The 24,095-nt window shown below is 41.0% G+C and carries 22 protein-coding genes and 1 pseudogene; 16 read left to right on the top strand and 7 right to left on the bottom strand.

What is annotated here, in order from left to right:
• Positions 1 to 542 precede the first annotated feature (542 nt).
• From AC1D0K_RS04060 to AC1D0K_RS04050, 3 genes and pseudogenes are all read left to right on the top strand, one after another.
• Complete coding sequence (locus AC1D0K_RS04060; protein WP_477394728.1) at positions 543 to 731, top strand: apiosidase-like domain-containing protein; 189 nt, start codon at positions 543 to 545, stop codon at positions 729 to 731.
• 21 nt (positions 732 to 752) lie between these two features.
• A pseudogene (locus AC1D0K_RS04055) lies at positions 753 to 914 on the top strand (putative collagen-binding domain-containing protein); the annotation flags it as partial.
• A gap of 144 nt (positions 915 to 1,058) precedes the next feature.
• Positions 1,059 to 1,424, top strand: coding sequence for an RNA recognition motif domain-containing protein (locus AC1D0K_RS04050; protein WP_295715390.1), 366 nt, complete (start codon positions 1,059 to 1,061; stop codon positions 1,422 to 1,424).
• Between the two features lie 53 nt (positions 1,425 to 1,477).
• Here the strand turns inward: AC1D0K_RS04050 and pckA are convergent, their stop codons facing one another.
• From pckA to AC1D0K_RS04035, 3 genes are read right to left on the bottom strand one after another with little or no spacing between them, the layout of a single operon-like run.
• Entirely contained in the window at positions 1,478 to 3,052 is a 1,575-nt protein-coding gene (pckA, locus tag AC1D0K_RS04045; RefSeq protein WP_477394726.1) for a phosphoenolpyruvate carboxykinase (ATP), read from the bottom strand.
• Positions 3,049 to 3,885 (bottom strand): sigma-70 family RNA polymerase sigma factor, encoded by an 837-nt coding sequence (locus AC1D0K_RS04040; protein ID WP_477394725.1) that lies wholly within the window; start codon positions 3,883 to 3,885, stop codon positions 3,049 to 3,051. Before AC1D0K_RS04040 ends, pckA begins: the two co-directional genes overlap by 4 nt.
• Positions 3,882 to 4,892 (bottom strand): NAD-dependent epimerase/dehydratase family protein, encoded by a 1,011-nt coding sequence (locus AC1D0K_RS04035; protein ID WP_477394723.1) that lies wholly within the window; start codon positions 4,890 to 4,892, stop codon positions 3,882 to 3,884. Before AC1D0K_RS04035 ends, AC1D0K_RS04040 begins: the two co-directional genes overlap by 4 nt.
• Before the next feature lie 381 nt (positions 4,893 to 5,273).
• Between AC1D0K_RS04035 and fbp the strand changes: the two genes are divergently transcribed.
• The 9 genes from fbp to AC1D0K_RS03990 all read left to right on the top strand — a co-directional run bounded on the left by fbp (position 5,274) and on the right by AC1D0K_RS03990 (position 15,341).
• Positions 5,274 to 6,320, top strand: coding sequence for a class 1 fructose-bisphosphatase (gene fbp / locus AC1D0K_RS04030; protein ID WP_477394721.1), 1,047 nt, complete (start codon positions 5,274 to 5,276; stop codon positions 6,318 to 6,320).
• A gap of 11 nt (positions 6,321 to 6,331) precedes the next feature.
• A complete protein-coding gene (locus AC1D0K_RS04025) occupies positions 6,332 to 6,805 on the top strand; it encodes an Lrp/AsnC family transcriptional regulator (protein ID WP_295715380.1) in 474 nt (157 codons plus the stop codon).
• A gap of 315 nt (positions 6,806 to 7,120) precedes the next feature.
• Positions 7,121 to 8,866 (top strand): sensor histidine kinase, encoded by a 1,746-nt coding sequence (locus AC1D0K_RS04020; protein WP_477394719.1) that lies wholly within the window; start codon positions 7,121 to 7,123, stop codon positions 8,864 to 8,866.
• Positions 8,867 to 8,981: 115 nt separating this feature from the next.
• On the top strand, positions 8,982 to 9,260 hold the full coding sequence (rpsO, locus tag AC1D0K_RS04015) for a 30S ribosomal protein S15 (RefSeq protein WP_076379122.1): 279 nt from the start codon (positions 8,982 to 8,984) through the stop codon (positions 9,258 to 9,260).
• A gap of 194 nt (positions 9,261 to 9,454) precedes the next feature.
• Positions 9,455 to 11,590: a polyribonucleotide nucleotidyltransferase gene (pnp, locus tag AC1D0K_RS04010; RefSeq protein ID WP_295715373.1), complete on the top strand. Its 2,136-nt coding sequence runs from the start codon at positions 9,455 to 9,457 to the stop codon at positions 11,588 to 11,590.
• A 169-nt stretch (positions 11,591 to 11,759) separates the two neighbouring features.
• A complete protein-coding gene (locus AC1D0K_RS04005; protein ID WP_295715371.1) occupies positions 11,760 to 12,032 on the top strand; it encodes a hypothetical protein in 273 nt (90 codons plus the stop codon).
• A 252-nt stretch (positions 12,033 to 12,284) separates the two neighbouring features.
• On the top strand, positions 12,285 to 12,953 hold the full coding sequence (gene rpe, locus AC1D0K_RS04000; protein ID WP_477394716.1) for a ribulose-phosphate 3-epimerase: 669 nt from the start codon (positions 12,285 to 12,287) through the stop codon (positions 12,951 to 12,953).
• A gap of 184 nt (positions 12,954 to 13,137) precedes the next feature.
• Positions 13,138 to 14,205, top strand: coding sequence for a 3-phosphoserine/phosphohydroxythreonine transaminase (serC, locus tag AC1D0K_RS03995; RefSeq protein ID WP_295715367.1), 1,068 nt, complete (start codon positions 13,138 to 13,140; stop codon positions 14,203 to 14,205).
• A gap of 185 nt (positions 14,206 to 14,390) precedes the next feature.
• Positions 14,391 to 15,341, top strand: coding sequence for a D-2-hydroxyacid dehydrogenase (locus AC1D0K_RS03990; RefSeq protein ID WP_477394714.1), 951 nt, complete (start codon positions 14,391 to 14,393; stop codon positions 15,339 to 15,341).
• A gap of 464 nt (positions 15,342 to 15,805) precedes the next feature.
• Here AC1D0K_RS03990 and AC1D0K_RS03985 read toward each other — a convergent pair whose 3' ends face one another.
• The 4 genes from AC1D0K_RS03985 to AC1D0K_RS03970 form a co-directional block, all read right to left on the bottom strand.
• Positions 15,806 to 17,203 carry an MBL fold metallo-hydrolase gene (locus AC1D0K_RS03985; RefSeq protein WP_477442477.1) on the bottom strand — a complete coding sequence of 466 codons (1,398 nt, stop codon included), beginning with the start codon at positions 17,201 to 17,203 and terminating at the stop codon, positions 15,806 to 15,808.
• A 118-nt stretch (positions 17,204 to 17,321) separates the two neighbouring features.
• Positions 17,322 to 19,154 carry an ABC transporter ATP-binding protein gene (locus tag AC1D0K_RS03980; protein ID WP_477399394.1) on the bottom strand — a complete coding sequence of 611 codons (1,833 nt, stop codon included), beginning with the start codon at positions 19,152 to 19,154 and terminating at the stop codon, positions 17,322 to 17,324.
• Positions 19,155 to 19,188: 34 nt separating this feature from the next.
• The gene (locus tag AC1D0K_RS03975) at positions 19,189 to 19,698 is read right to left on the bottom strand and encodes a hypothetical protein (protein WP_295715359.1); all 510 of its coding nucleotides are present in this window, start codon (positions 19,696 to 19,698) and stop codon (positions 19,189 to 19,191) included.
• A 10-nt stretch (positions 19,699 to 19,708) separates the two neighbouring features.
• Complete coding sequence (locus tag AC1D0K_RS03970; protein WP_295715357.1) at positions 19,709 to 20,485, bottom strand: SAM hydrolase/SAM-dependent halogenase family protein; 777 nt, start codon at positions 20,483 to 20,485, stop codon at positions 19,709 to 19,711.
• 100 nt (positions 20,486 to 20,585) lie between these two features.
• Here AC1D0K_RS03970 and AC1D0K_RS03965 point away from each other — a divergent pair, with 100 nt between their 5' ends.
• The 4 genes from AC1D0K_RS03965 (at position 20,586) to AC1D0K_RS03950 (ending at position 24,007) form a co-directional block, all read left to right on the top strand.
• Entirely contained in the window at positions 20,586 to 21,545 is a 960-nt protein-coding gene (locus tag AC1D0K_RS03965) for a PhoH family protein (protein ID WP_295715355.1), read from the top strand.
• A gap of 154 nt (positions 21,546 to 21,699) precedes the next feature.
• Positions 21,700 to 22,644 (top strand): phosphoribosylaminoimidazolesuccinocarboxamide synthase, encoded by a 945-nt coding sequence (locus AC1D0K_RS03960; RefSeq protein ID WP_477399396.1) that lies wholly within the window; start codon positions 21,700 to 21,702, stop codon positions 22,642 to 22,644.
• Between the two features lie 52 nt (positions 22,645 to 22,696).
• Positions 22,697 to 23,074: an STAS domain-containing protein gene (locus AC1D0K_RS03955; RefSeq protein ID WP_295715351.1), complete on the top strand. Its 378-nt coding sequence runs from the start codon at positions 22,697 to 22,699 to the stop codon at positions 23,072 to 23,074.
• Between the two features lie 21 nt (positions 23,075 to 23,095).
• Complete coding sequence (locus AC1D0K_RS03950) at positions 23,096 to 24,007, top strand: ribonuclease Z (RefSeq protein ID WP_477442475.1); 912 nt, start codon at positions 23,096 to 23,098, stop codon at positions 24,005 to 24,007.
• Positions 24,008 to 24,095 lie beyond the last annotated feature (88 nt).

Raw genomic sequence — 24,095 nt, 5'->3', positions numbered from 1 at the left:
GTGTAATAATACAAGGTTTTGTGGCAACACCATATTGCAGAATATTCGAAATCAAAATAAAAGTCCCCTAAGCGCTCGCCGCCGGGGACTTTAAACCTAAACCTTATCACAATGGTAAGCAGGATGCTTACCTAATAGATTTTGTAAGTATATAAAATCAAATTGTAAAAATCAAAATACGGCCATCGTTATGGATAAAAAATTGCCAAATTTATAATTTGGATACTATTAAGTCATTTCGTGTTTCTTAATAAATAATTTTATTTATTAGTAGTGGAAGTTTCTTTTTTAGGCATGAGATTGCATTCTTAAATTTTTTCTGCTTTAGGCAAACATCAGGCAGGGCCACAGCCCAATTGCCCCTATACGGCAGAGGTATTTTTAGGTTGGCAACGGTTTCTTTCAATTAATTGTTAGTGAGTATACTGATGAGGTGATTGGTTATTATTTTATTGACTATAAGTATTTTTATAGGGGTTTAAGCTACGCTGTTGGTTGAATAAATAAAGGCTTAGTGATTAGCGTTTTACCTATCTTCGTTCATGCGGAAATGTGTTTTTATTGACCGGGCAGAAAAGTATCACCTGAATATTGCTGTTTTGCCAACATGGGGTGATAAATTATATAAAAATACCTGGGGCGCTGGTCTGGAGGTTTTTAATGATAATAATGCTGCTATATTTGCCACATGGTTAGCCCGGCGGTATAAAAGCAGAACTAACATTATATGATTAGGCAATTTATACGCTTACTGGTATAACCCGCGTGATGGAAAAACGACGGCTATTGGCAACATGCCAAACGTAACTAAAAAGGTTATACCGCCGACAAACGGGTATGGGCAAGACTGGGTGTTGGTTTTGGATGATGGCGGCAAAGATTTTGTAAAAACCATCAACGGACGAACAATTTGAACGGTGAATTTTTTTAAAAAACATGTTTTGGTATACATGTGCTAAAAGGCAAAAGGGGTGTGCACGTTGCACAATTTATGATTGCCGGAAACTATTCTCCGTTATTTGAGTAGATTTATATGGTAAAATACCTAAAATTATAATATGGTAAAATTATTTGTTGTGGGTATACCACGAACCATGCAGGAAATTGCACTGCTGGAGTTGTTTATGGCTGAAGGCCAGGTAGAAATGGTGAAGATTGTTACGGATATAGATACAGGTGAAAGCAAGGGCTATGCCTTTGTTCATATGACCGATCAGGCGGGTGCAGACAGGGCTATCGCCGCTTTTGACGGTATGGAGATAGAAACCAGGCAACTAAGTGTGAGGATAGCCGAGGATAAAAGAGCGTCTGCGCAAAAGCCATCGCCTGTTGCAAGCAAACCCTCTTTTGAATCACCCGGTTATCACAAAGTGGAGAAGCCAGACGGTTCTGTAAAGAAAAAACGCCCAAGACGGACATTTTAAAATCCTAATCAATCAGTAAACAACGGCCGGGCCGCAGTTAATTTGCATATGCTTCACATGGCATGAGCCAATGATGAGGGTAACTGATCCTGGTATGGTTTAAAATTCTCCCTGAACTTATCGGCCAATCTGCCCGCAATAAAATCGTAATCCTGTTTGTTTGCCCAGGTATCCCTTGGGTTCAAAATAGCAGCAGGAACGCCGGGACAGCTTTCAGGAATAAAAACGCCGAAAACCTGGTGCGAGCGGTAAGCTACCTTCTCCAGTTGCCCGGCAAGAACTGCAGAGATCATTGCCCGGGTGTATGCCAGGCTTATTCTGCTACCGGTTCCATAAGGTCCGCCAGACCAGCCGGTGTTTATCATCCATACTTTGGTTTGATGCTTTTCGAGTTTCTCCTGTAGCAGTAAGGCATAAAGGTTAGGATGCAGCGGCAAAAAAGGTGCGCCAAAACAGGTGCTAAAAGTAACCTGCGGTTCTTTTACTCCTTCTTCTGTGCCGGCAACTTTGGCCGTGTATCCACTGATAAAATAATACATGGCCTGCTCATGGGTTAACCTGCTCACTGGTGGGAATACGCCATAGGCATCGCAGGTAAGAAAGAACACGTTTTGGGGGATGCCGGATAGGGCAGGAGCTTTGGTATTTGGTATAAAATTTAATGGATAACTTACCCTTGTATTTTCAGTGATCGTTTTGTTTGCAAAATCAATCCGGTTAGTATCGCTGGTAAAACAGGTATTCTCAACCAATGCCCCTTTGCGGATAGCCCGGTAAATATCCGGCTCATGCTCTTCGGAAAGGTTAATGACTTTTGCGTAGCAGCCCCCTTCAAAATTAAAAATACCCGTATCATCCCAGCCGTGTTCGTCATCACCTATCAGCCTGCGGGATGGGTCTGAACTTAGCGTTGTTTTACCGGTACCGCTTAAACCGAAGAACAGGGCGGTGTCGCCTTCCGGCCCTTCATTGGCGCTGCAGTGCATGCTTAACACCCGGTGATTAACAGGTAAAATAAAATTAAGCACGGTAAATACGGCTTTTTTGATTTCGCCGGTATACCCGGTACCGCCTATAAGGATGGTTTTATGGGTAAAGGAAACAATGGTGAAATTACCTTGCCTGGTGCCATGCTTTGCAGGGTTTGCTTTAAACCCGGCAGCCTGGATGATGGTCCAGTCGGGTTGCAGGGTTTTCAACTCATCAGCAACCGGCGCAATAAACATGTTAGCGGCAAAATGATTTGACGAAGGGCATTCATTTACTATCCGGATGCTGATTTGAAATTCAGGGTTGGCGCAGGCGTAACCATCCCTTACCCATACCTCGGCTTGCTGGTTGAGGTAGGCAGTCATATCCCGGCGAAGGATTAGAAAAGACGCCTCAGATATTGGGTTGTTGAATTTATTCCAGTCAACCGTTTTATCCGTCAGCGCATCTTTTACAATGAATTTATCAGCTGGACTGCGCCCGGTAAACTCACCCGTGCATATCACCAGGGCCCCTGTGTCATTTAATACGCCTTCCTGCCTTTGCAGGCATTGTTCCACCAATTTAACAGTTGGCAACTGGTAATTAATCCTGTTTTTCAGTGATAGGTTCTGAGCAATATCATTTACCTTTTTCATGTGGATTTTATGTTGCGTAGTTTATATAGGGCTTCATTCAGGATTTGCCTTACCCGTTCCCTGCTGAGCCCCAAACACCGGGCTATTTCTGCTGCGGGCACTTCTCCATCTCCCGAAAGCCCAAAAGACATATCGATTACGGAACGTTCCCGTTCGCTTAAACGGGATAGGAGCATGGTTATCTCCAATGATGCATCCTCAGCCATCAGGGCCGCATCAGTTCTGTTATCTTTTTCGTAGAGCCGCTCATAAGGCGAATAGTCATCATCATCCCCAAATGGCTTGTCCAGTGAGGTTATCCACGGCGCTACAGACAAAGCTTCATTAACTTTTTCGGGTGATATATCCAGGTATTCGGCAATCTGTTCTGCAGAAGGTTTGCGTAAGGTTTCCTGTTCAACCACGGCCATCGCTTTGTTGATTTTTGATATATCGTGAATCTTGTTCATCGGTAACCTTATCATGCGTGAGTTTTCTGTAAGGGCCGCAAGGATACTCTGCCTTATCCACCATACCGCGAAAGAGATGAATTTAAAGCCCCTGGTTTCGTCGAACTTTTTGGCCGCTTTGATTAGTCCCAGGTTCCCCTCGCTAATCAGGTCGCATAGGGGCATACCCTGATGCTGGTACTTTTTGGCTACAGAAACTACGAAACGCAGGTTGGTTTTAACCAACCTGTCAAGTGCCGCCTTATCTCCCTGCCTCACTTGTTTGGCCAGTGTTACCTCTTCCTCGGAGCTGATGAGGTTCATTTTGCCCAGTTCCTGGAGATAGGTTTCTACCGCGCGGGTTTCCCGGTTGGTAATGGTTTGGGTTATTTGCAGTTCTCTCATGCTTCATCTATTCTTGTAAAAACACAATTATCATCGTTGAGCCAGATCTGCGCTGCTTCAGTTGCCTTTTTTTTGTGTTTCAGGTTTTTTAGCATATCTCTTACCATCATATTAAGATCAAACCGTGGCTGCCAGTTCCAATCGGTGCGGGCGCATTGGTCATTAACACTGGCCGGCCAGCTACTTGCAATAGCCTGCCGGCTATCGGGCTGGTACGTAACCTCTAAAGCCGGTATGTATTTTTGAATTGCCGCCGCTAAATCACATGGTGAAAAGCTCAATGCAGAAAGATTGTAGGATGTGCGTATTTTGATTTGCCAGGCGGGGGCTTCCATCAACTCTATCGTGGCGCGCACGGCATCGGGCATGTACATCATCGGCAGGCAGGTGTCTTCCTGCAAGAAACAGGTATAATGGCCGTTTTCAATGGCCTGGTAAAATATATCAACCGCGTAATCGGTGGTGCCGCCGCCCGGAGGCGATGAGTAAGAGATAAGGCCGGGATAGCGGAGACTGCGCACATCAAGCCCGTATTTATCAAAATAATACTGGCACCAGTACTCACCCGCCCGTTTGCTGATGCCGTAAACCGTGTTTGGTTCTGCAGTTGGTTCCTGCGGGCAAAGGTGTTTAGGAGATCCGGGGCCAAATACGGCAATGCTGCTTGGCCAAAAAATTTTGTCCAGCTTTTGGGAAGCCGCTACTTTAAGCACATTAAGCAAGCCATTCATGTTAAGCTCCCACGCGGTATGGATATGTTGCTCACTGCTTGCCGAGAGCATGGCAGCCAATAGGTATATCTGCGTTATATGCTCCTCGCGGATGAGATGCGTTAATGCGTCAATATTTAAAACATCCAGTTGCCGGTAAAGACCATCATCCGTACTACGGAAAAAACGGTCGGCCGCAATGACATTGTTACTGCCATACCTTAATCTTAAGGCACGGGTCAGTTCGGTGCCGATCTGTCCGCAGGCACCAATCACCAGGATTTTTACAGGCTTCATTGGTTATAATTGTTGTAATTGGTTAGCTAAGGATGTTGGTCATCCTGAATACTGTAAAGGTTGGTGTATTTAGTTTCTGAAACTATAGGATTGGCAGTATTTAGAAAAAAGAACTAAAAATGCAGCAATTGGTGATTGATAAGATTAAAAGAAGGGGCAATTTGTATCGCTTTTAAAAAAAACGGCTATTGCCCGCTGTTTAATGTCAAAATAACAGGTTTGAAAATTGGACTGTTTTACACTTAGTATCTTTTGCATAATGCGGATATTTTAACGATTTATAAAAAAAATTATACTTAAATGTTGTTTTTTAAGGATTTAAGTACTTAACTTGGAAGCACCAATTATTATTATTTAAAACGTAAACTTTACACTAAGTATATGCCGATAGTTAAAACTTTGGGCCAGTTTATTATTGAAAAACAGGCCGATTTTCCGTACGCCAAAGGAGAGCTTTCCAGGCTGCTGCGCGACATTGGAATCGCGGCTAAGATTGTCAACAGAGAGGTGAACAAAGCGGGCCTGATGGATATCCTGGGGCAAGCCGGGAGCATAAATATCCAGGGAGAAAGTCAGCAGAAACTTGATGTTTTTGCCAATGAGCAATTCATATCTGCACTGGCGAGCGGTGGCGAATGTTGCATAGTAGCATCAGAAGAAAATGAAGATATCATCAGGATAGATGCGGCGGTGGCAAATAACGCCAAATATATTGTGGCCATTGATCCTTTGGATGGTTCTTCTAATATTGATGTAAATGTGCCCATAGGTACTATTTTTTCAATTTACCGAAGATTATCGCAGGAGGGGCCTGCCACGCTGGCTGATGTGCTGCAGTCGGGTACCGCCCAGGTGGCGGCAGGCTATGTAATTTACGGCTCATCAACCATGTTGGTTTACACTACGGGAAAAGGCGTTAATGGCTTTACCCTTGATCCATCCATTGGTGAGTTTTGCTTATCGCACCCCAATTTGCAAATCCCCGAAGATGGTTTCATTTACTCCATTAACGAAGGGAATTATGTGCATTTCCCTAAAGGGGTAAAGCAATACATTAAGTACTGCCAGGTGGAGGATAAAAGTACTAAACGGCCCTACACTTCGCGTTACATCGGTTCAATGGTGGCCGACCTGCACCGTAACCTTATTAAAGGCGGCATCTTTATTTACCCGGTTACCGCCGCCGCTCCCAATGGTAAATTACGCCTGGTTTATGAGTGTAACCCAATGGCTTTTATTATAGAACAGGCAGGGGGCAGGGCAACTAATGGTAGCCACAGGATACTGGAGCTTGATGTAATGGAACTACACCAGCGTTCACCAATTTTTATTGGCTCGGTAAACATGGTAAAACAGGCCGAGCACTTTATGCTGGAAGCCGGTGTACTTTCTTTTAATGAAGCTGAACCATTTTTAATTAAAGTATAGCTTATATTTCCATGCAGAACAATCAACTTGACGATACCGATGTTGCTATTATAGAATTATTGCAGAAGGATGCGCAAATAACGCATAAAGAAATAGGCTACCTGCTGCACAAAAGTGTTACGCCCATCCATCTGAGGATAAAGCGCCTGGAGGATGAAGGATACATCAAGCGCTATGTGGCCATTGTTGATCCTAAAAAGGTTGGCCGCGGGCTTATCGCTTATACCCACGTACAGTTAAAAGAGCACTCCCGGGATGCTTTGCTGGCCTTTCAGCTGGAGGTGGTTAAGTTGCCCGAAATTATGGAATGCTACCATATGACCGGGAACTTTGATTTTTTACTCCGGATAGCCATAAGTGATATGAACGAATATAATGTATTGCTCATGACAAAGCTAACAGGGTTGCCTGATGTATTGAATATGCAAAGCTTTTTCGTGTTGTCGGAAACAAAGCAGGAAACCGCTTATCCTGTACATTTATAAAAGTATTTCCCTTATACCATTATCTATAAAAATACTTCAGTTTATTCTTTAAACTGCGTGTAAAAGTGTTTATGACCTGCAGCGCTTATTTTGTGTTGTGGGTATATGTTATTTATACACAATTATTTAGCCTCGCAATGTAATTGTGTATTATTGATTTGCTTTTATATGGCGTATTTTAAAAAATGAATAAGGATGAAATTCCTATATTTGAAAAATTTTATTGGCTATTTAAAATGGCAAGGCATCTGTAGGTAATCTGTTACTAATAAGCTCCTAAACCAATTAATTTTTCCTTATTATAATGATTAAACGATGCTGATAAATACGGGAATTACAAAAGCGGGATCAACACATTATCTCCGTAGGATATTTATTATATTCCTGGTATTTATTTTCCTCCTCACTTCTGGCTCGCTGTTTTTGAGAAACTCCATTTCAGAAAAGCTGCAATACGTAGGCCAGCACTACAAAGACCCGCTACAGGCACAGGAAATCAATAATATTCTGTTGGATTTAAACAGCGCCGAAAATGATTTTCAGAAGGCAAGTTTATATGGTGGCAGCGATAAACTGGAAACCTATAAAACAAAACTCACCAATGTTTTTAGCCAGATCAATATCATACTCGATAAGTATAAATCTAATATCCCTCAATATTTTCCACAGGGTAAGGGGCAGCTTGAAAAAGCATTTAACCGTAAATTACAAATATCAAAAGAGGTATTAGAACTTAAACACCGGTTTGATTCACTTTTAACGGTAACAACCATTAGGGGCATACAAGGGGAGAGCAATAAAACTATTGTGGCTGCTTATCAACACAGGCACCATACTAATATAACAAAAGCCAAAGCTGATACCTTGGTAAAAGATATAAAAGCGCCCGGCAGTAAAAAAGGGTTCTTTAAGCGGCTTAGGGATGCCTTTAGCAATAAAAACCAGGCGGGTAATACCGTTAGGGTGATTACAGTTAACCGGGTAAAACAGATCAGCGATTCGGTGACGCGATCATTGGTTAAAAAGCAGAATTTATCGGTTGAACAACTGGTGCGGGAGCTCAATGAAGAAAATAATCATCTTACCCAGTCAAACAAACAGCTGATTGGTGCTAATCTTGACCTGGTTATCCAGCTTCACCAGCTCATACAGGAATTGAAGGATATGCACATTAACGCCTGGGATATAAGCCGGAATGAAGCACTGGCGCAATACCAGATGGCAACGGGCGAGCTTAACAATTTTACAGGGGTGGCCATTATTATGGTCCTTGTTTTTATCATTCTGTTGCTTATTTACATCCGCAAAGCAGGAAGGGCAGAAGATCTTTATCTTTCAGAAAATGAAAGGGCCGTTGCTCTTGCCGAGCAAAAATCTGAGTTGCTGGCCATTATGAGTCATGAAATCCGTAATCCGCTCACAACCATTACAGGAACAATTTATATTTTAAATAAGACCATTCGTGCGCCTGATCAGCAAAAACGATTGGCATCCATGAATCACGCGGCGCAAATGCTGATGGAAACCATTAATAATATTTTGGATGCCAGTAAGATAGATCATCAGAAAGATGAAGTACTTAACTTATCTGAGTTTAACCCCTGCCTGGAAATTAGCCAGGCGATAGCGGCCATGAGTTTTTTGGCAGAGAATAAGCAAATTTATTTAACCGCAGAATTTGATGGGAACGAAGAAGTATTAGTTCTTGGAGATGTTTTCCGACTAAAACAGGTGATGATTAATTTATTGGGTAACGCCATTAAATACACAGAGAGTGGAGGCGTAACCGTTAAGGTTAGTTTGCGGTCGATTGACGAACAGCAGCAAAAACTAGAAGTGCGTATAATAGATACCGGAACAGGCATTCCTAAAGAAAAACAAGCCAAGTTATTTACAAGATATTACCAGGCTGATCGTTCAATGGGTAAACCGGGTACCGGCCTTGGTCTTTATATTTGCCACCAGCTTCTTGTCTTACAGCAAGGAAACATTGGCGTAGAAAGTGACGCTGGAAAAGGAAGCTGTTTTTACTTCAATATCCCTTATCAAAAGGCAGGCTAAATATTATCATTTGTACTAAAAGCATCTTGTCATTTCCCTTGCATATGTGAAACATTCACGCTATCTTTGCACCCACAATTAACAGAATATTTAACGCTTTAATATTATTCAAGTAATGTATTTAGGTAAAGAAGCAAAGGCTGAGATCTTTGCAAAACACGGTAAAGGTGCTACAGACACAGGATCTGCAGAAGGACAAGTAGCATTATTCACCACCCGTATTGCACATTTAACTGGTCACCTGAAAAAGAACAAACATGATTTTTCAACCCAGTTGTCACTACAAAAATTAGTAGGTAAACGCCGTGCATTGCTGGCATACTTATTCAAAAAAGACATTGAAAGATATCGTGCTATCATCAAAGCTTTACAGCTAAGGGATATCATTAAGTAATTCTCTCCTTTTTTATTTAAAAGCCATCCCAAGTTTGGGGATGGCTTTTTTACTTTTGCATACATTATAGGCCACCTGTTAAAAAGCTTATAAATCATTGCCGGTAACAGGCAATTATATACTGAAACTAATATTACACACATAAAAAACCGGTGTGCTCCGAAAGATGAAAAGTGCACCACAAACAAAAGAAGATGAGTTTAAACGTAATTAAAAAAGTTATTGATTTAGGTGACGGCCGCACCATTGAGATCGAAACAGGTAAACTGGCTAAACAGGCAGATGGCTCTGTAGTTATTAAAATGGGTGATACCATGTTATTGGCTACTGTAGTATCATCACGGGAAGCAAAAGAAGGAGTTGATTTTTTACCTCTTTCTGTTGACTACCAAGAAAAATACGCGGCCACCGGACGTATCCCGGGTGGTTTTTTACGCCGTGAGGCGCGTTTATCAGACTATGAGGTTTTAATCTCACGTTTGGTTGACCGTGCTTTACGTCCGTTGTTCCCTTCAGATTATCACGCTGATACACAGGTGATGATTTCTTTAATTTCGGCAGATAAGGACATCATGCCTGATTGCCTTGCCGGTTTGGCAGCATCAGCAGCATTGGCTGTATCTGATATTCCATTTAATGGCCCTATCTCTGAAGTACGTGTTGCTAAAATTGATGGCGAGTTAGTGATCAACCCAACTTTAAGTCAGCTTGAGCGTGCTACTTTAGAATTTATTGTAGCAGGTAGCGAGCATGACATCAACATGGTTGAAGGTGAATCAAAAGAGATTCAGGAAGCTGAATTGGTTGAAGCCATTAAATTTGCACACACTGCTATTAAATTACAGTGTTTAGCTCAAAAAGAATTAACCATTGAAGTTGGCAAAACCGAAAAACGTGTTTACAGCCATGAGCACAGCAATGAAGATTTGAAAAAAGCTATCTACGCTGCTACTTATGACCAGGTTTACGCTATCGCATCTTCTGCATCTGCAAAAGATGAGCGTTCTGCCAAGTTCAAAGAAGTTCGTGATGCCTATATCGCTACTTTAGGCGAGATTGATGATATCACTAAATTCCTTGCTAAAAAATACTATCATGATGTAGAGTACGATGCTATCCGTAACCTTGTATTAGATGAAGGTAAACGTTTAGATGGTCGTACAACTACCCAGATTCGCCCTATATGGAGCGAAGTTAGTTATTTACCATCTGCTCACGGTTCTGCAGTATTCACCCGTGGCGAAACTCAGGCATTAACCACCGTAACATTGGGTGCTAAGGATGATGAGCAAATGATTGATGGCGCGTTCATCAATGGTTATCAAAAATTCCTGTTGCACTATAACTTCCCAGGTTTCTCAACCGGCGAAGTTCGTCCAAACAGGGGTGCTGGTCGCCGCGAAATTGGTCACGGTAACCTGGCCATGCGTTCATTAAAACAAGTATTACCATCTGAGGATGAAAACCCATACACAATCCGTATCGTTTCTGATATTTTAGAATCAAACGGTTCATCATCAATGGCTACGGTTTGCGCCGGTACATTGGCTTTGATGGATGCGGGTATAAAGATCAAATCGCCGGTATCAGGTATCGCGATGGGATTGATCACCAATGAAATGGGTACTAAATACGCTATCCTGTCTGATATCCTTGGTGATGAAGATCATTTGGGTGATATGGACTTTAAAGTAACAGGTACTGTTAATGGTATTGTTGCTGTACAGATGGATTTGAAAATCAATGGCCTTTCATACGAAGTGTTAACTAACGCTTTAAACCAGGCAAAAGATGGTCGTTTACATATCTTAGGCGAAATGTCTAAGACGCTTACTGCTCCGCGTGTTGATTTAAAACCACATGCTCCGCGTATTGTTACCATTAAAATTGATAAAGAATTTATTGGTGCCGTTATCGGGCCCGGTGGTAAAATTATCCAGGAAATGCAACGCGAAACCGGTGCAACTATTTCTATCGAAGAAAAAGACAACCAGGGTATCGTTCAAATTTTTGCTGATAACAAAGCATCTATCGATCAGGCTTTATCACGTATCCGCAATATTGCTTCTAAACCAGAAGTTGGCGAGATATACGAAGGTAAAGTGAAATCAATTATGCCGTTTGGTGCATTTGTTGAAATCATGCCAGGTAAAGATGGTTTGTTACACATCTCTGAAATAGATCACCGCAGGATTGAGAAAATGGACGGTATATTTGAAGTAGGTGATGAGGTAAGGGTTAAGTTACTTGATGTTGATAAACAAGGTAAATTAAAGTTATCCCGTAAGGCGTTATTGCCAAGACCAGAAGCTCCAAAAACAGATAAATAATTCCAGTTTTAAATAAATAACAAAACCCTCTTTATGAGGGTTTTGTTATTTAACTTGTGTTTTTTACACTTTTTTTAAATAAATTAAAACAAAAGGCATTTATTTAAACTTTATATCAGTTAATAAATAGTTGATAAAACCTTAAAGTTCGATCCTGCTTGTAAAAAACATGACTCCTGCTACTAACGATCCTTTAGATTTTCTCAACAATAATCCGCATGGAAAGCAGTCAGGTGCACATACCGATCTGGTCCAGCAATTATTATATGAGATCATCCGCGTTAAAGAATTAATACTGTACTACGATTCCATTCCCAATGGAGGTGGTCAGCTTGGCTCGTCAATTTTGAATGAGCTGGTAGCAGAGGCTTATGGCTCCTTAGTTAATTACGATACGGTACTGATGAAAAAGTACTATGATTTGTTGCTTAATTGCGATTAAGTGGCAGATGTGCAGATTTTAGATTTAAGATGTGCAGATTTCAGATTTCAGATGTGCAGCTGTTGTAATTGTTCCTTTTTTAAAATTCTCCATCAAATTTAATAGTTCAATTTATTTCGGCATCCCTCTTGCAGGGTATATTCATGCTGATCACTTGCCCTGTGTGATCCTGAAACAAGTTGAGGCGGACGGGCTGCCAAAAACTTTACAAATAATTACTTTTTGCCGACCTTGGGTTTTATATATTTGCATATGAACCACCTGATAGCACCATCAATTTTAGCTGCCGATTTTGCCAACTTGCAACGTGATATTGAAATGATCAATAAAAGCGATGCCGATTGGGTGCACGTTGATGTTATGGATGGCATGTTTGTGCCAAACATCTCCTTTGGTTTCCCGGTTGTTGCAGCCACTAAAAAGCACGCCACCAAACCGCTGGATGTACATTTAATGATTGTTGATCCCGACCGTTATTTAAAAGCGTTTAAGGATGCCGGCGCGGATGGTATGACCGTTCATTATGAAGCATGCCCACATTTGCACCGTACTATACAAGCCATCAAAGAACTTGGCTGCAGGGCAGGAGTGGCCCTTAACCCACATACTCCGGTTGCATTGCTTGAGGATATCATCGCCGACCTGGATATGGTGCTTATCATGTCTGTAAACCCAGGCTTTGGCGGACAGAAATTTATTGATAATACCTACAAGAAACTCAACGACTTAAAACAACTTAGCCAAAAGAAAAGTCCAGGTTTACTGATAGAAGTTGATGGCGGAGTTGGTGAGCATAATGTAACAAAATTGTTAGATGCTGGTGCAAATGTGCTTGTTGCAGGCAATTCTGTGTTCTACTCGGCCAATCAGCTGGGTGCTATATCAAACCTTAAATACCCCGAAAAGTTATTACAATTGTAATAATTACTACTAACCCAATAGGATTAATTTAAAATTTGCAATCAAAAAGGCTTTTGTTGATTAATTGTATATTTTTTCAAAAAATGTAAATAATCTCTATATATTTTGTCAAATTAATTAACTTCGGCCCAACTAAATACAAAGTTCCTAATCAAGTATTCAGAACCTACAATTCGTTAATTATATGAAACATAATTTTGGTGCCGGACCAGGCATTTTACCTCACGAAGTTTTAAAACAAGCTTCAGAGGCTGTTATTGATTTTAATGGTACAGGATTATCATTGCTGGAGATCTCTCACAGATCAAAAGAATTTGAAGCAGTTTTGGATGAAGCTGTTGCATTGGTAAAAGAATTATTCAGTGTACCAGAAGGTTATTCGGTATTATTTTTACAGGGCGGCGCAAGTACACAATTTGCAATGGCTCCTTATAACCTGCTGCCATCAAACGGCAAAGCTGCTTACCTGGAAACAGGCGTATGGGCAAACAAAGCTTTAAAAGAAGCTAAATATTTTGGCGAAGTGGAGATTGTTGCGTCATCAAAAGCAAGCAACTTTACTTACATTCCTAAAGATTATACAATTCCTGCTGATGCGGCTTACTTCCACATTACATCAAACAATACCATTTATGGTACACAGTTACAGGAGTTTCCTAAATCACCAATCCCGGTTGTTTGCGATATGTCGTCAGATATATTTAGCCGCAAAATCAACGTTGCCGATTTCGGTTTGATTTATGCCGGTGCTCAAAAAAATATGGGCCCTGCAGGTGTTACTTTGGTGATTGTTAAGGATGAGATCCTGGGCAAAGTTGATCGTAAGATCCCGGCTATGTTGAATTACCAAACTCAAATTGAAGGTGGTTCTATGTACAATACTCCACCGGTATTTGCTATCTATGTTTCTATGCTTACTTTAAACTGGTTAAAGGCCAAAGGTGGTGTTGAAGCTATTGAGCAGGAAAATATTACCAAAGCAAGGGTATTGTATGAAGAAATTGAGCGCAACCCGATATTTAAACCTGTTTGCGCTGTTGAAGACCGCTCACACATGAACGTTACCTTTGTAATGGAAAATCCAGAACTGGAAAAACCATTCCTTAAACTATGCGACGAAAGAGGCATAGTTGGTATTAAAGGCCACAGAAGTGTTGGTGGTTTCAGGGCATCAATATATAACGCATTGCCAATAACCAGTGTTTACGCGCTGATTGACGTAATGCAGGAGTTTGCTGAATTAAATAAGTAGACGTCGTTCATTAGTTCACTGGTTCATTAGTTCATTAGGACTTGATGAATAAGCCCGGTGAACTATTAAACTAAATAAATTAACTCTAAATCGTTTATTAGTTCTCCGTTTGTTCATCAGGTTGTTAAATATTTAACGCAACATACCAATGAACCAATGAACTAATGAACCAATGAACTAACAAGATGATCAAAATATTAGCTAATGACGGTATCGACCCAATTGGGAAACAACTTTTAGAAGAAGCTGGTTTCTTTGTTGATACTAATAACATCCCACAGGATGAACTATCTGTTAAATTACAAGAGTACGATGCCATTACCGTGCGCAGTGCTACCAAAGTGCGTAAAGCATTAATTGACGCTTGCCCTAATCTTAAGGTAATCGGTCGTGGTGGTGTTGGTATGGATAACATTGATGTTGAATACGCAAGGGAAAAAGGCCTTAGCGTTTATAACACGCCTGCATCTTCATCATTATCAGTAGCCGAACTTGTTTTTGCAAGCTTATTTGGCGCGGTAAGATTTTTGCCAGATAGCAACCGTAAAATGCCTGTTGAAGGTGGTACCAAATTTAACGATCTGAAAAAAGCTTACGCAAAAGGTATTGAATTGCGTGGTAAAACTTTAGGGATTGTTGGCTTTGGCCGTATTGGCAAAGAAGTAGCTAAAATAGCTATTGGCGTAGGCATGGAAGTTTTGGCTTACGATTTGTTCCCTTTTAACCCTGAGTTGGATATTGTTTTAGGTGGTGGTACAACAGTAAAAGTAGCTGTTAAAACTTCAACCTTAGATGAGATCATCAAAACCGCTGATTTTATTACCCTGCACACTCCATTTATCGACAAAGCTCTTTTTGGCGCCGAAGAATTGGCTCAAACTAAAAAAGGTGTTGGCCTGGTAAATATCTCACGTGGTGGTTTAATTGACGAGCTTGCTTTGATCGACGCTTTAAACAGCGGCCAGGTTTCATTTGCTGCTTTAGATGTATTTGATAACGAACCAACTCCTCGCGAAGAGATCCTGAAACACCCTAAAATTTCCTTAACCCCTCACATTGGTGCTGCCACCAACGAGGCCCAGGAAAGAATAGGTGTTGAATTGGCTAATCTGATCATAGATCACTTTAAGAAATAATTTTAGCACGGATTCTACGAATTGATTCGAATTTCACGAATTAAATCGGGTACGAATTTTACGAATAAAACGAATGGCACGAATTCCTAAAGAGTTTGTGCCATTTGTGTTAAAAAAGCATCTCTAAAAAAATTTTGTCATCCTGAACGCAGTGAAGGATCTATTATTCGCTATACTTTTTCGCCCTGTACAGTCTGCAAATAGATGCTTCGTACCTACCCATGACGTATTCGCTAAAACCCCTTTTGTCATCCTGAGGAACGAAGGATCTACTCTCCACCGTGCTTCTTCGCCCTGTACTGTTTGCGAATAGATCCTTCGTTCCTCAGGATGACAAACTTTTTTAACGTCATTTCTCCTTCAGTGTCTCCCGGATTTTATCACTCAGGATGACAAACTTTTCAAACGTCATTTTCCTTTCAGTATCCCCCGGATAGTAAAACTTACAGCAATGATATAGTGTATTAGAGGTTGTAAGTCAAATCCTTCTCTGGTATCGTAACCGTATATCCTTCTTCTTCCAATGAGTTAGCCAGTAGTTTCATGCTTTCACCTTCGCCGTGTACCAGGAATACATTCTTCAATTTGGCTTTATCCTGCTGTTTTACGTTATCTAACAGGTCCTGGTGATCGCCGTGGGCGCTTAGTACATCTGTTTGTTTAATGGTGGCGTAAACAGCCAGTTCGCGGTCTTTAATGTGAACAATGGGATCGCCGCGCAATAAACGGTGGCCTAAAGTTCCTTTGGCGCAATAGCCGATGAAGAGGATCGTACAGTAATAATTCTGGATATTATAAAACAGGTGATCCTGGATACGGCCACCTTCCAGCATCCCTGCTGATGAGATGATGATACAGGGTTCGTAGTAGTTCGATATCTGCCGGCTATCTTTCAGGTTTTCAACGTAGGTAAGATTATCAAATTCAAACTCATCGCCTTTATCCTTATAAAAATCCTGAGCTTCCTGGTTTACCAGGCTATGATATTTTCTGAAGATGCCGGTTGCTATGGTAGCCATAGGACTATCAACAAAAACCTTAACCTGGGGCAACAAGCCTTCGCTGAAGATCTTGTTTAAAGAGTATACTAATGATTGGGTGCGCCCTATGCTAAATGCCGGGATAATTAAACGTCCTTGCTCTCTTACGCAGGCTTTATCAATAACCTCTATCAATGTTTCCTCTACCGATTTACCTTTGGTGTGGTAACGACCGCCATAGGTTGATTCTGATACCAGGAAATCAACAGGAGGTAATTCCTGCGGATCATTTAATACCGGGTAGTTTTTCCTGCCAATATCGCCCGTAAAGGCAATAGATTTTTCTTCGCCGTTCTCGATCACTTTTAAAACTGCTGCCGCGGCACCCAAGAGGTGACCAACCGGGATAAAAGTAAGTTCGATATTGCCGTTTATCCTGAAAGGGCGGTTAAAGCCTATGGTAACAAAACGATCAACCGTATCCATTACGTGTTTTTGCAGGTATAGGGGTTGCTGGCCATTGCCGGAGTTAAATTTCCCTTTACCACGTTTCCGGTTACCTTTAGCCTTATTCATGAATATACTTACAGAATCAAGTAAAAGCAATTCGGTAAGATCGGCAGTAGGAGGGGTGCAGAGAATCTGTCCGTTAAATCCCAACCTGACCAGGGTGGGCAAATTTCCGGAGTGATCGATGTGTGCATGCGTAAGTATTACAACGTCAATCTCTTCGGCGCGAAAAGGGAAGTTCTCGTTTGATTGTATGCTGCGGTCCTTCTCATAATCCAGCCCGCAATCTATTAATATTTTATATTGGTCAACCTCCAGCAAATGCATGCTTCCGGTTACCTGTTGGGCTGCCCCGTGTATGGTTAATTTCATTTTATAAGTCGATGGGCAATGGTCAATATACCATAGCCTCTAAATAACTTCTTGGGTTTTCGGTTTAATATCCGAACTTTTATTTAAATAATGATAATTCGTGAAAGATAATTACGAATTAGTTACTCTGCGATTCAAATTGCAGCTGGCTTAAATACCGGTAAAGTCCCTGCTCGTTGCCAATTAGTTCCTGGTGGCTGCCGCTCTCGATGATCTCACCTTTTTCCAGCACAATGATTTTATCAGCTTCGCGGATGGTTGACAAGCGGTGGGCAATGATAATGGAAGTTCGGTCTTTCATCAATTCTTCCAGAGCTTCCTGAACCAGGCGTTCTGATTCAGAATCTAATGATGACGTAGCCTCATCCAAAATCAATATTGATGGGTTTTTTAATAATGCCCTCGCTATGGCAATACGCTGGCGCTGGCCGCCAGAAAGTTTTACACCACGCTCGCCAACAATGGTTTCATAGCCTTCTGGAAAAGATGTAATGAACTGATGCGCGTTTGCACGTTTGGCAGCCTGTATAATATCTTCTTTTGAAGCATTGAGCCTTCCGTAGGCGATGTTTTCCATTATCGATCCGCCAAATAACAATACATCCTGCGGAACAATGGCCACCTGGTTACGGATATCGGTAATAGAATAATCTGCTGCCGGCCGGCCATCAAATAAAATTGTGCCGTTTTGCGGATGATAAAACTGGAGGATCAACGAAGCCATGGTTGATTTACCCGAACCGCTTGGCCCAACAATAGCCACTTTTTGCCCGGCAGAAGCATCAAAAGAAATGCCTTTTAAAATGGTAAGCTCTGACCTGGATGGGTAGGCAAACACTACATTGTTAAAAGACAGATCGCCTTTGATTAGTTTATCAACCTGGTTGTTGTTTTCGACCATAGAGATATCTTCGCCATGTTCGGCCAATATCTCCAGCACACGCTCACTTGCGCCTACGGCCTTTTGCAGGTTGGCATAAAGATCAGGGAAACTACCCATGGCTGCACCCACAAATATAGAGTACATGATAAACGTGGTTAAATCACCTACCAGAATTTCGCCATGACTAACCAATACCGAGCCATACCATATAACGCCCACAAATGTACCAAACAAACAAAATACAATAAACGAGGCAAAAATTCCGCGGAATTTGGCCCCTTTAACCGCTATATCAACAACATTTCGCAAAATTTTATCATAGCGCGTGGCTTCATACGCCTCATTTACAAATGCCTTTACATTAGCAATACCCTGAAGTGTTTCCTCCACAATGGTGTTTGATTCGGCGAGCTTGTCCTGGGCCTGGCGAGAAAGTTTGCGAATAAATTTTCCGAAAAACACAGCAAATGCTACCAGGAATGGCAAGATAGCCAGTAGGGCAAGGGTCAATTTAATAGATACTATTGCCAGTAAAATAACACTGCCCACCATGATCACTAATTGCCTGATGATTTCAGCAATGGTAGTTGTTAAGGTATCCTGTATTTGTGAAAGATCCGCAGATATACGGCTGTTCAATTCACCAACACGGCGGTTGGCAAAAAAGTTCATGGGTAGGGTGATCAGTTTAAAATAGGTATCCCGCCTGATATCGGCCAATGAGCGCTCGGCAACCTGTACAAACCATACCACTCTAAAAAAAGATATAAATGCCTGCCCAAACAATATGATAAAGCCAGCAATGGCAATTGCATTTAAGCTGTGCGGTAAATAAGGGTATTTAAATTTGCCCTGTGCTGCATCAATCAAAGCACCCAGTATAGCGGGGAATGCGAGGCCAACCAGGCTTGATATAAATAAGAATAGCATACCGGCTATAAATTTACCCCGGTAAGGTTTTATGTAGGTGAGCAGTTTCCGTATGTTTTGGATGCTTTGCCTGTTTATTTTTGCTTTAGGTAATTCGGTCTCGGTCTTAGCGCCACTGTTCAGTCGTCCTCTTGCCATTTATAGTTTTATAGTTACGAGCGCGAAATTACACCTAAACTTTATTTTTTTTGTAAATAAGATATAAAATTGACGCAAGCATGAGCGCAATTATAGTTATATAGATAAAGTTTGAGGTTCCCTTTTGCTCTGCAGCGGCTTTAAGCTGCGCATTTTGCGCGCTAAGTTTTTTTATGGTAGCTATAAAACCCTGGTTTATGGTTTCTGCCTCTTTACTGTGGCTTTGAATCTGCCTTTGTTGAAAAGCGCGGTACTCCAGTAATATCTTTAGCTCTTTATAAATATTGTCGTCCGTTTTTACGATATCCATCAAAATACTGTTTGACCGGCGGATATCATCTTTGGTTTGCAAACCAAAGATCCCAGTATGCTGACTTAAACTTTGGCTGTACTGCCCAAATTTTTGTTTACGTACGGCCAGCATGGAATTGATTTTTTTGCGCTGAAGCTGGTATGCAATTGAATCTGCATTAAACTGAGATTGCGCTAAAAGATCGCCCACCGCAAAAAAACACAGCAAGCCAAGCAGTATTAGTTTCTTCATATATTATACTTTACTGAAATTCAATGATCACTTTGTCATTAAGGTTTAAACCTAATAAACCGCTCGCGTTGCCTTTGTTTATAGCAATTTCTAAATGATCGCTGATGCCAAAAAGGCATAATTTTTCACCGATAGGGACTTCATTATAATGCCAGCTGAGGTGGTTAATGGTTTCGTTCCGCTTAAAATTGAGTACAAAACGCCGGCCTTGTTGCACATTATTAAAAAATTCCTTGGTAATATTGGTGATCACATTTTGGAACGAATCGATATAAATAACCACGCCTTTTATCAGGTTTTTCTCGATAACAGGCTGCAGGTTCATTTTGTTTTCAATTTCGTGTGTAGGGATGCCAATCTCGTTAAGTTTTCCACCTTTTGCGAGGTGACACGCTGCCTTAACAAAAATATCAGCCAGCGGAAAATGAAGGAATTTAAGATCCTGCATAATGTTGATCTCCACAATCTCTTCAGGGTCGGTATCAAACATCAGCGAGAAAATTCCATTATCGGCCCCTACAAAATAATGTTTTTTGTACCTTACTGCCAGGTACTTTGTATGATCACTATAAACAGTATCAATACCAATAAGATGCACAGTATCCTCGGGGAAGTAATAAAAACTGTTTTTTAATATAAACGCAGCCTGTTGTACGTTAAATGCCGCTACACTGTTGGTAATATCAACAATATTCACTGTAGGCAATAATTTATAGATGCTTCCTTTTAAAGTAGCCTGATAAATGTCCTTATCGCCCAAATCAGTAGTTAATGTTATTATTGCCATTAATTTTATAATATTTATTGCTAATCTTGTAATAGCATTTGAAGCTACAAATATTCAATTTTTAATTCATAAAAATCTGTAACTAAAAAATCAATTAGTATTGAACGAACTTAAGCTATCAATTGAAAACGTAAATCCAGCCGTATTGTGGGGGCCTAATAATGATCATTTTGAGATCATTAAGAAACAATATCCCAAGCTTAAATTAGTTGCACGAGGCAATGAAATAAAAGTTTTGGGTGATGATCACGAACTAAATGTTTTCCAGGAAAAATTCTCGCATCTGTTGCAACATGTAGAAAAATTCGAGAACCTGAACATTACCGATCTTGAACGTATTTTAGGATCAAAAGTTAATACCGGGCCATCTACAGACCAGGTAGCCGATAAATTTGCCAGTGGCGAGGTAATTGTTTTTGGCCCGAATGGCGTAATGGTGAAAGCCCGTACAGCCAATCAGCGCAAAATGGTTGATAGTATTAATACGAGCGATATTCTTTTTGCCATTGGGCCCGCAGGTACCGGTAAAACCTATACCGCGGTAGCTTTAGCCGTGCGCGCACTAAAAAACAAAGAGATAAAACGAATTATTTTAACCCGGCCGGCTGTTGAGGCAGGGGAGAACCTCGGCTTTTTACCCGGCGACCTTAAAGAAAAGATTGATCCGTATTTAAGGCCGCTGTACGATGCCTTGGATGATATGATTCCGGCGGAGAAATTGAAGTTTTACCTGGAGAACCGTACCATTGAAATAGCACCATTGGCATTTATGCGTGGCCGTACACTTGATAATTGTTTTGTGATATTGGATGAAGCCCAAAATGCTACCGATATGCAGCTCAAGATGTTCCTGACACGTATGGGGCCATCAGCTAAGTTTATAGTAACCGGCGATGTTACCCAGATAGATTTACCAAAAAAACAACAATCGGGCTTACATACCGCGTTACGCATACTAACGGATATAAGTGGAATAGAAATAGTATACCTAAGCGGCGAAGACGTAGTTCGCCATAAACTGGTACGTAAAATATTAGCAGCTTACGGAGATATACAATAGTGGAGTAGTATCAAGTAGTTGATTTAGTATCAAGTAGCCAGTATCAAGTATCAAGATTTTTAATCGTAAGAGTTAATACTTGCTACTTGATACTAATAACTTGCTACTGTACTTGCTACTTGCTACTTGATACTAACTACTTGATACTAAAAGAATGAACGCAATAAAAGAAACACATTTTAATTTCCCCGGGCAAATCGGCTACTATAAAGGCAAGGTACGGGATGTTTATACTATTGATAATAAGTACCTGGCTATGGTGGTATCTGACAGGATATCGGCATTTGATGTTGTACTGCCAGAAGCTATCCCTTATAAAGGACAAGTGCTTAACCAGATAGCTGCCCGTTTTTTAGAGGCAACAAGTGATATTGTACCCAATTGGGTTATATCCGTTCCAGACCCAAGTGTTACCATCGGTCGTATTTGCGAGCCTTTTAAGGTAGAGATGGTAATTCGTGGATATTTGGCCGGTCATGCCGCGCGCGAATATGCTGCTGGCCGCAGACAAGTTTGCGGAGAGGCCTTGCCCGAAGGCTTAAAGGAAAATGATATTCTTCCTGAGCCTATCATCACCCCAACCACTAAAGCATCAGTAGGGCATGATGAGGATATTTCAAAAGAGCAAATACTGGCTCAGCATATTGTAGCCGCAGATGATTATGAAAAGCTGGAAGCCTATACCAAAGCGCTGTTTAAACGCGGAACCGAAATAGCAGCGAAGCAAGGATTGATCCTGGTTGATACCAAATATGAATTTGGTAAGATTGGTGATGATATCTATCTGATTGATGAGATCCACACGCCCGATTCTTCCAGGTATTTTTACAAGGAAGGGTATGAGGAGCGGCAGCAAAAAGGAGAGCCGCAAAAACAACTTTCAAAAGAGTTTGTAAGGAAGTGGCTTATAGAAAACGGTTTTCAGGGTAAAGACGGGCAGGTTGTTCCTGTCATGACGGAGGAAATTGTGGAGTCTATATCTGAACGGTACATTGAGCTATACGAGCAAATTACAGGCGAGGCCTTCATGAAATCGGATACGGAGAATGTTTTAGCCAGGGTTGAAGGGGCTATAAAGCTCGCGCTTAATAATATGTAATTTTTATTTCCACGTAAAATAATCTTATCTTAGCTTAATAATCCCAGGAAGAATGAAATTTGCTGTCGATAAACACGAGAAATACATTTTGGTGAAACTCAATGAATCAAAATTGAATTCATTAGTAACTCCTCAGTTGAAATCCGAGTTGATATTGATCAATACGGAAGGACAAAGAAATATAATTCTTGATCTTTCACAAGTAAAATTTGCGGATTCATCCGGCTTAAGCAGCTTGTTGGTAGGTCATCGTTTATGTAAAAACGCCAGTGGCGTTTTTATACTCGCGGGTTTAAATGACGCTGTTTCGCGTTTAATAACTATATCTCAACTGGATAACGTACTCACTATAGTTCCAACTTCTGAAGAAGGCATCGACCTTATTTTTATGGAAGAGATTGAAAAGGAACTAAAAAAAGAATCAAGATAATCCAATGATTGTTTCCCGGGTATGAAATTTGAGTTAACAATACTTGGAAGCAGTTCGGCCACTCCCATTTTTAACAGAAATCCTTCAGCACAAGTGCTCAATATTAATGAGCACTTGTACTTAGTTGATTGCGGCGAAGGTACTCAACAGCAAATGCTGCGTTTTGATATCAAAGCAAGCCGTATCGATTATATATTTATAAGCCACCTGCATGGCGACCATTACCTGGGCCTGGTAGGCCTACTGTCGTCCATGCATCTAAACGGACGAAAAAAAAATCTTTATCTTTTTGGCCCTCCGCATTTAATGGAGATCATTGATCTGCAATTAAAATATTCAGAAACTACCTTGCATTTCCCTTTGGTGTTTACACAAACCAATGCTCAAAAAGCCGAAGTTATTGTAGATAATAATGATATCGTTGTAGAAACAATTCCGCTAAATCACCGCATCGATTGTACCGGTTTTGTCTTCAGAGAGAAGAAACGGTTACGGAAGCTGCGTAAGGAGGTAATAGAAGAAATAAAGATCCCGGTGCCGTATTTTACTGCCCTAAAAAAAGGTGCCGATTATACTTCACCATCCGGGAGGGTTTATAAGAATGAGGACCTGACCATTGATTCTGACGAGCCTAAATCTTATGCTTATTGTTCAGATACTTTGTACGGTGAACAATATTTTAAACAGATAGCGAACGCTACACTACTATACCACGAGGCCACTTTTTTAAATGATATGTTGGATAGGGCAAATGATACCCATCATACTACCGCATTACAGGCCGGTGAAGTTGCATTAAAAACAAATGCCAAAAGATTGGTGATTGGTCACTTCTCTGCCCGGTATAAAACACTGAATGAGTTACTTGATGAAGCTAAGAGCGTTTTCCCCGAAACCGAACTGGCCATTGAAGGAAGAATATTTAATATATAACAGACCTGAAACGGCTCTCGCACAATCAGGAAAATCTAAAAATTAAACTTTAATCCGCCCTTTTCAACTGTTTTGTGGATGGACATTA

This window comes from Mucilaginibacter sp. P1_A3 (assembly GCF_056406855.1).
This window is presented reverse-complemented; position numbering and strand designations above follow the sequence as displayed.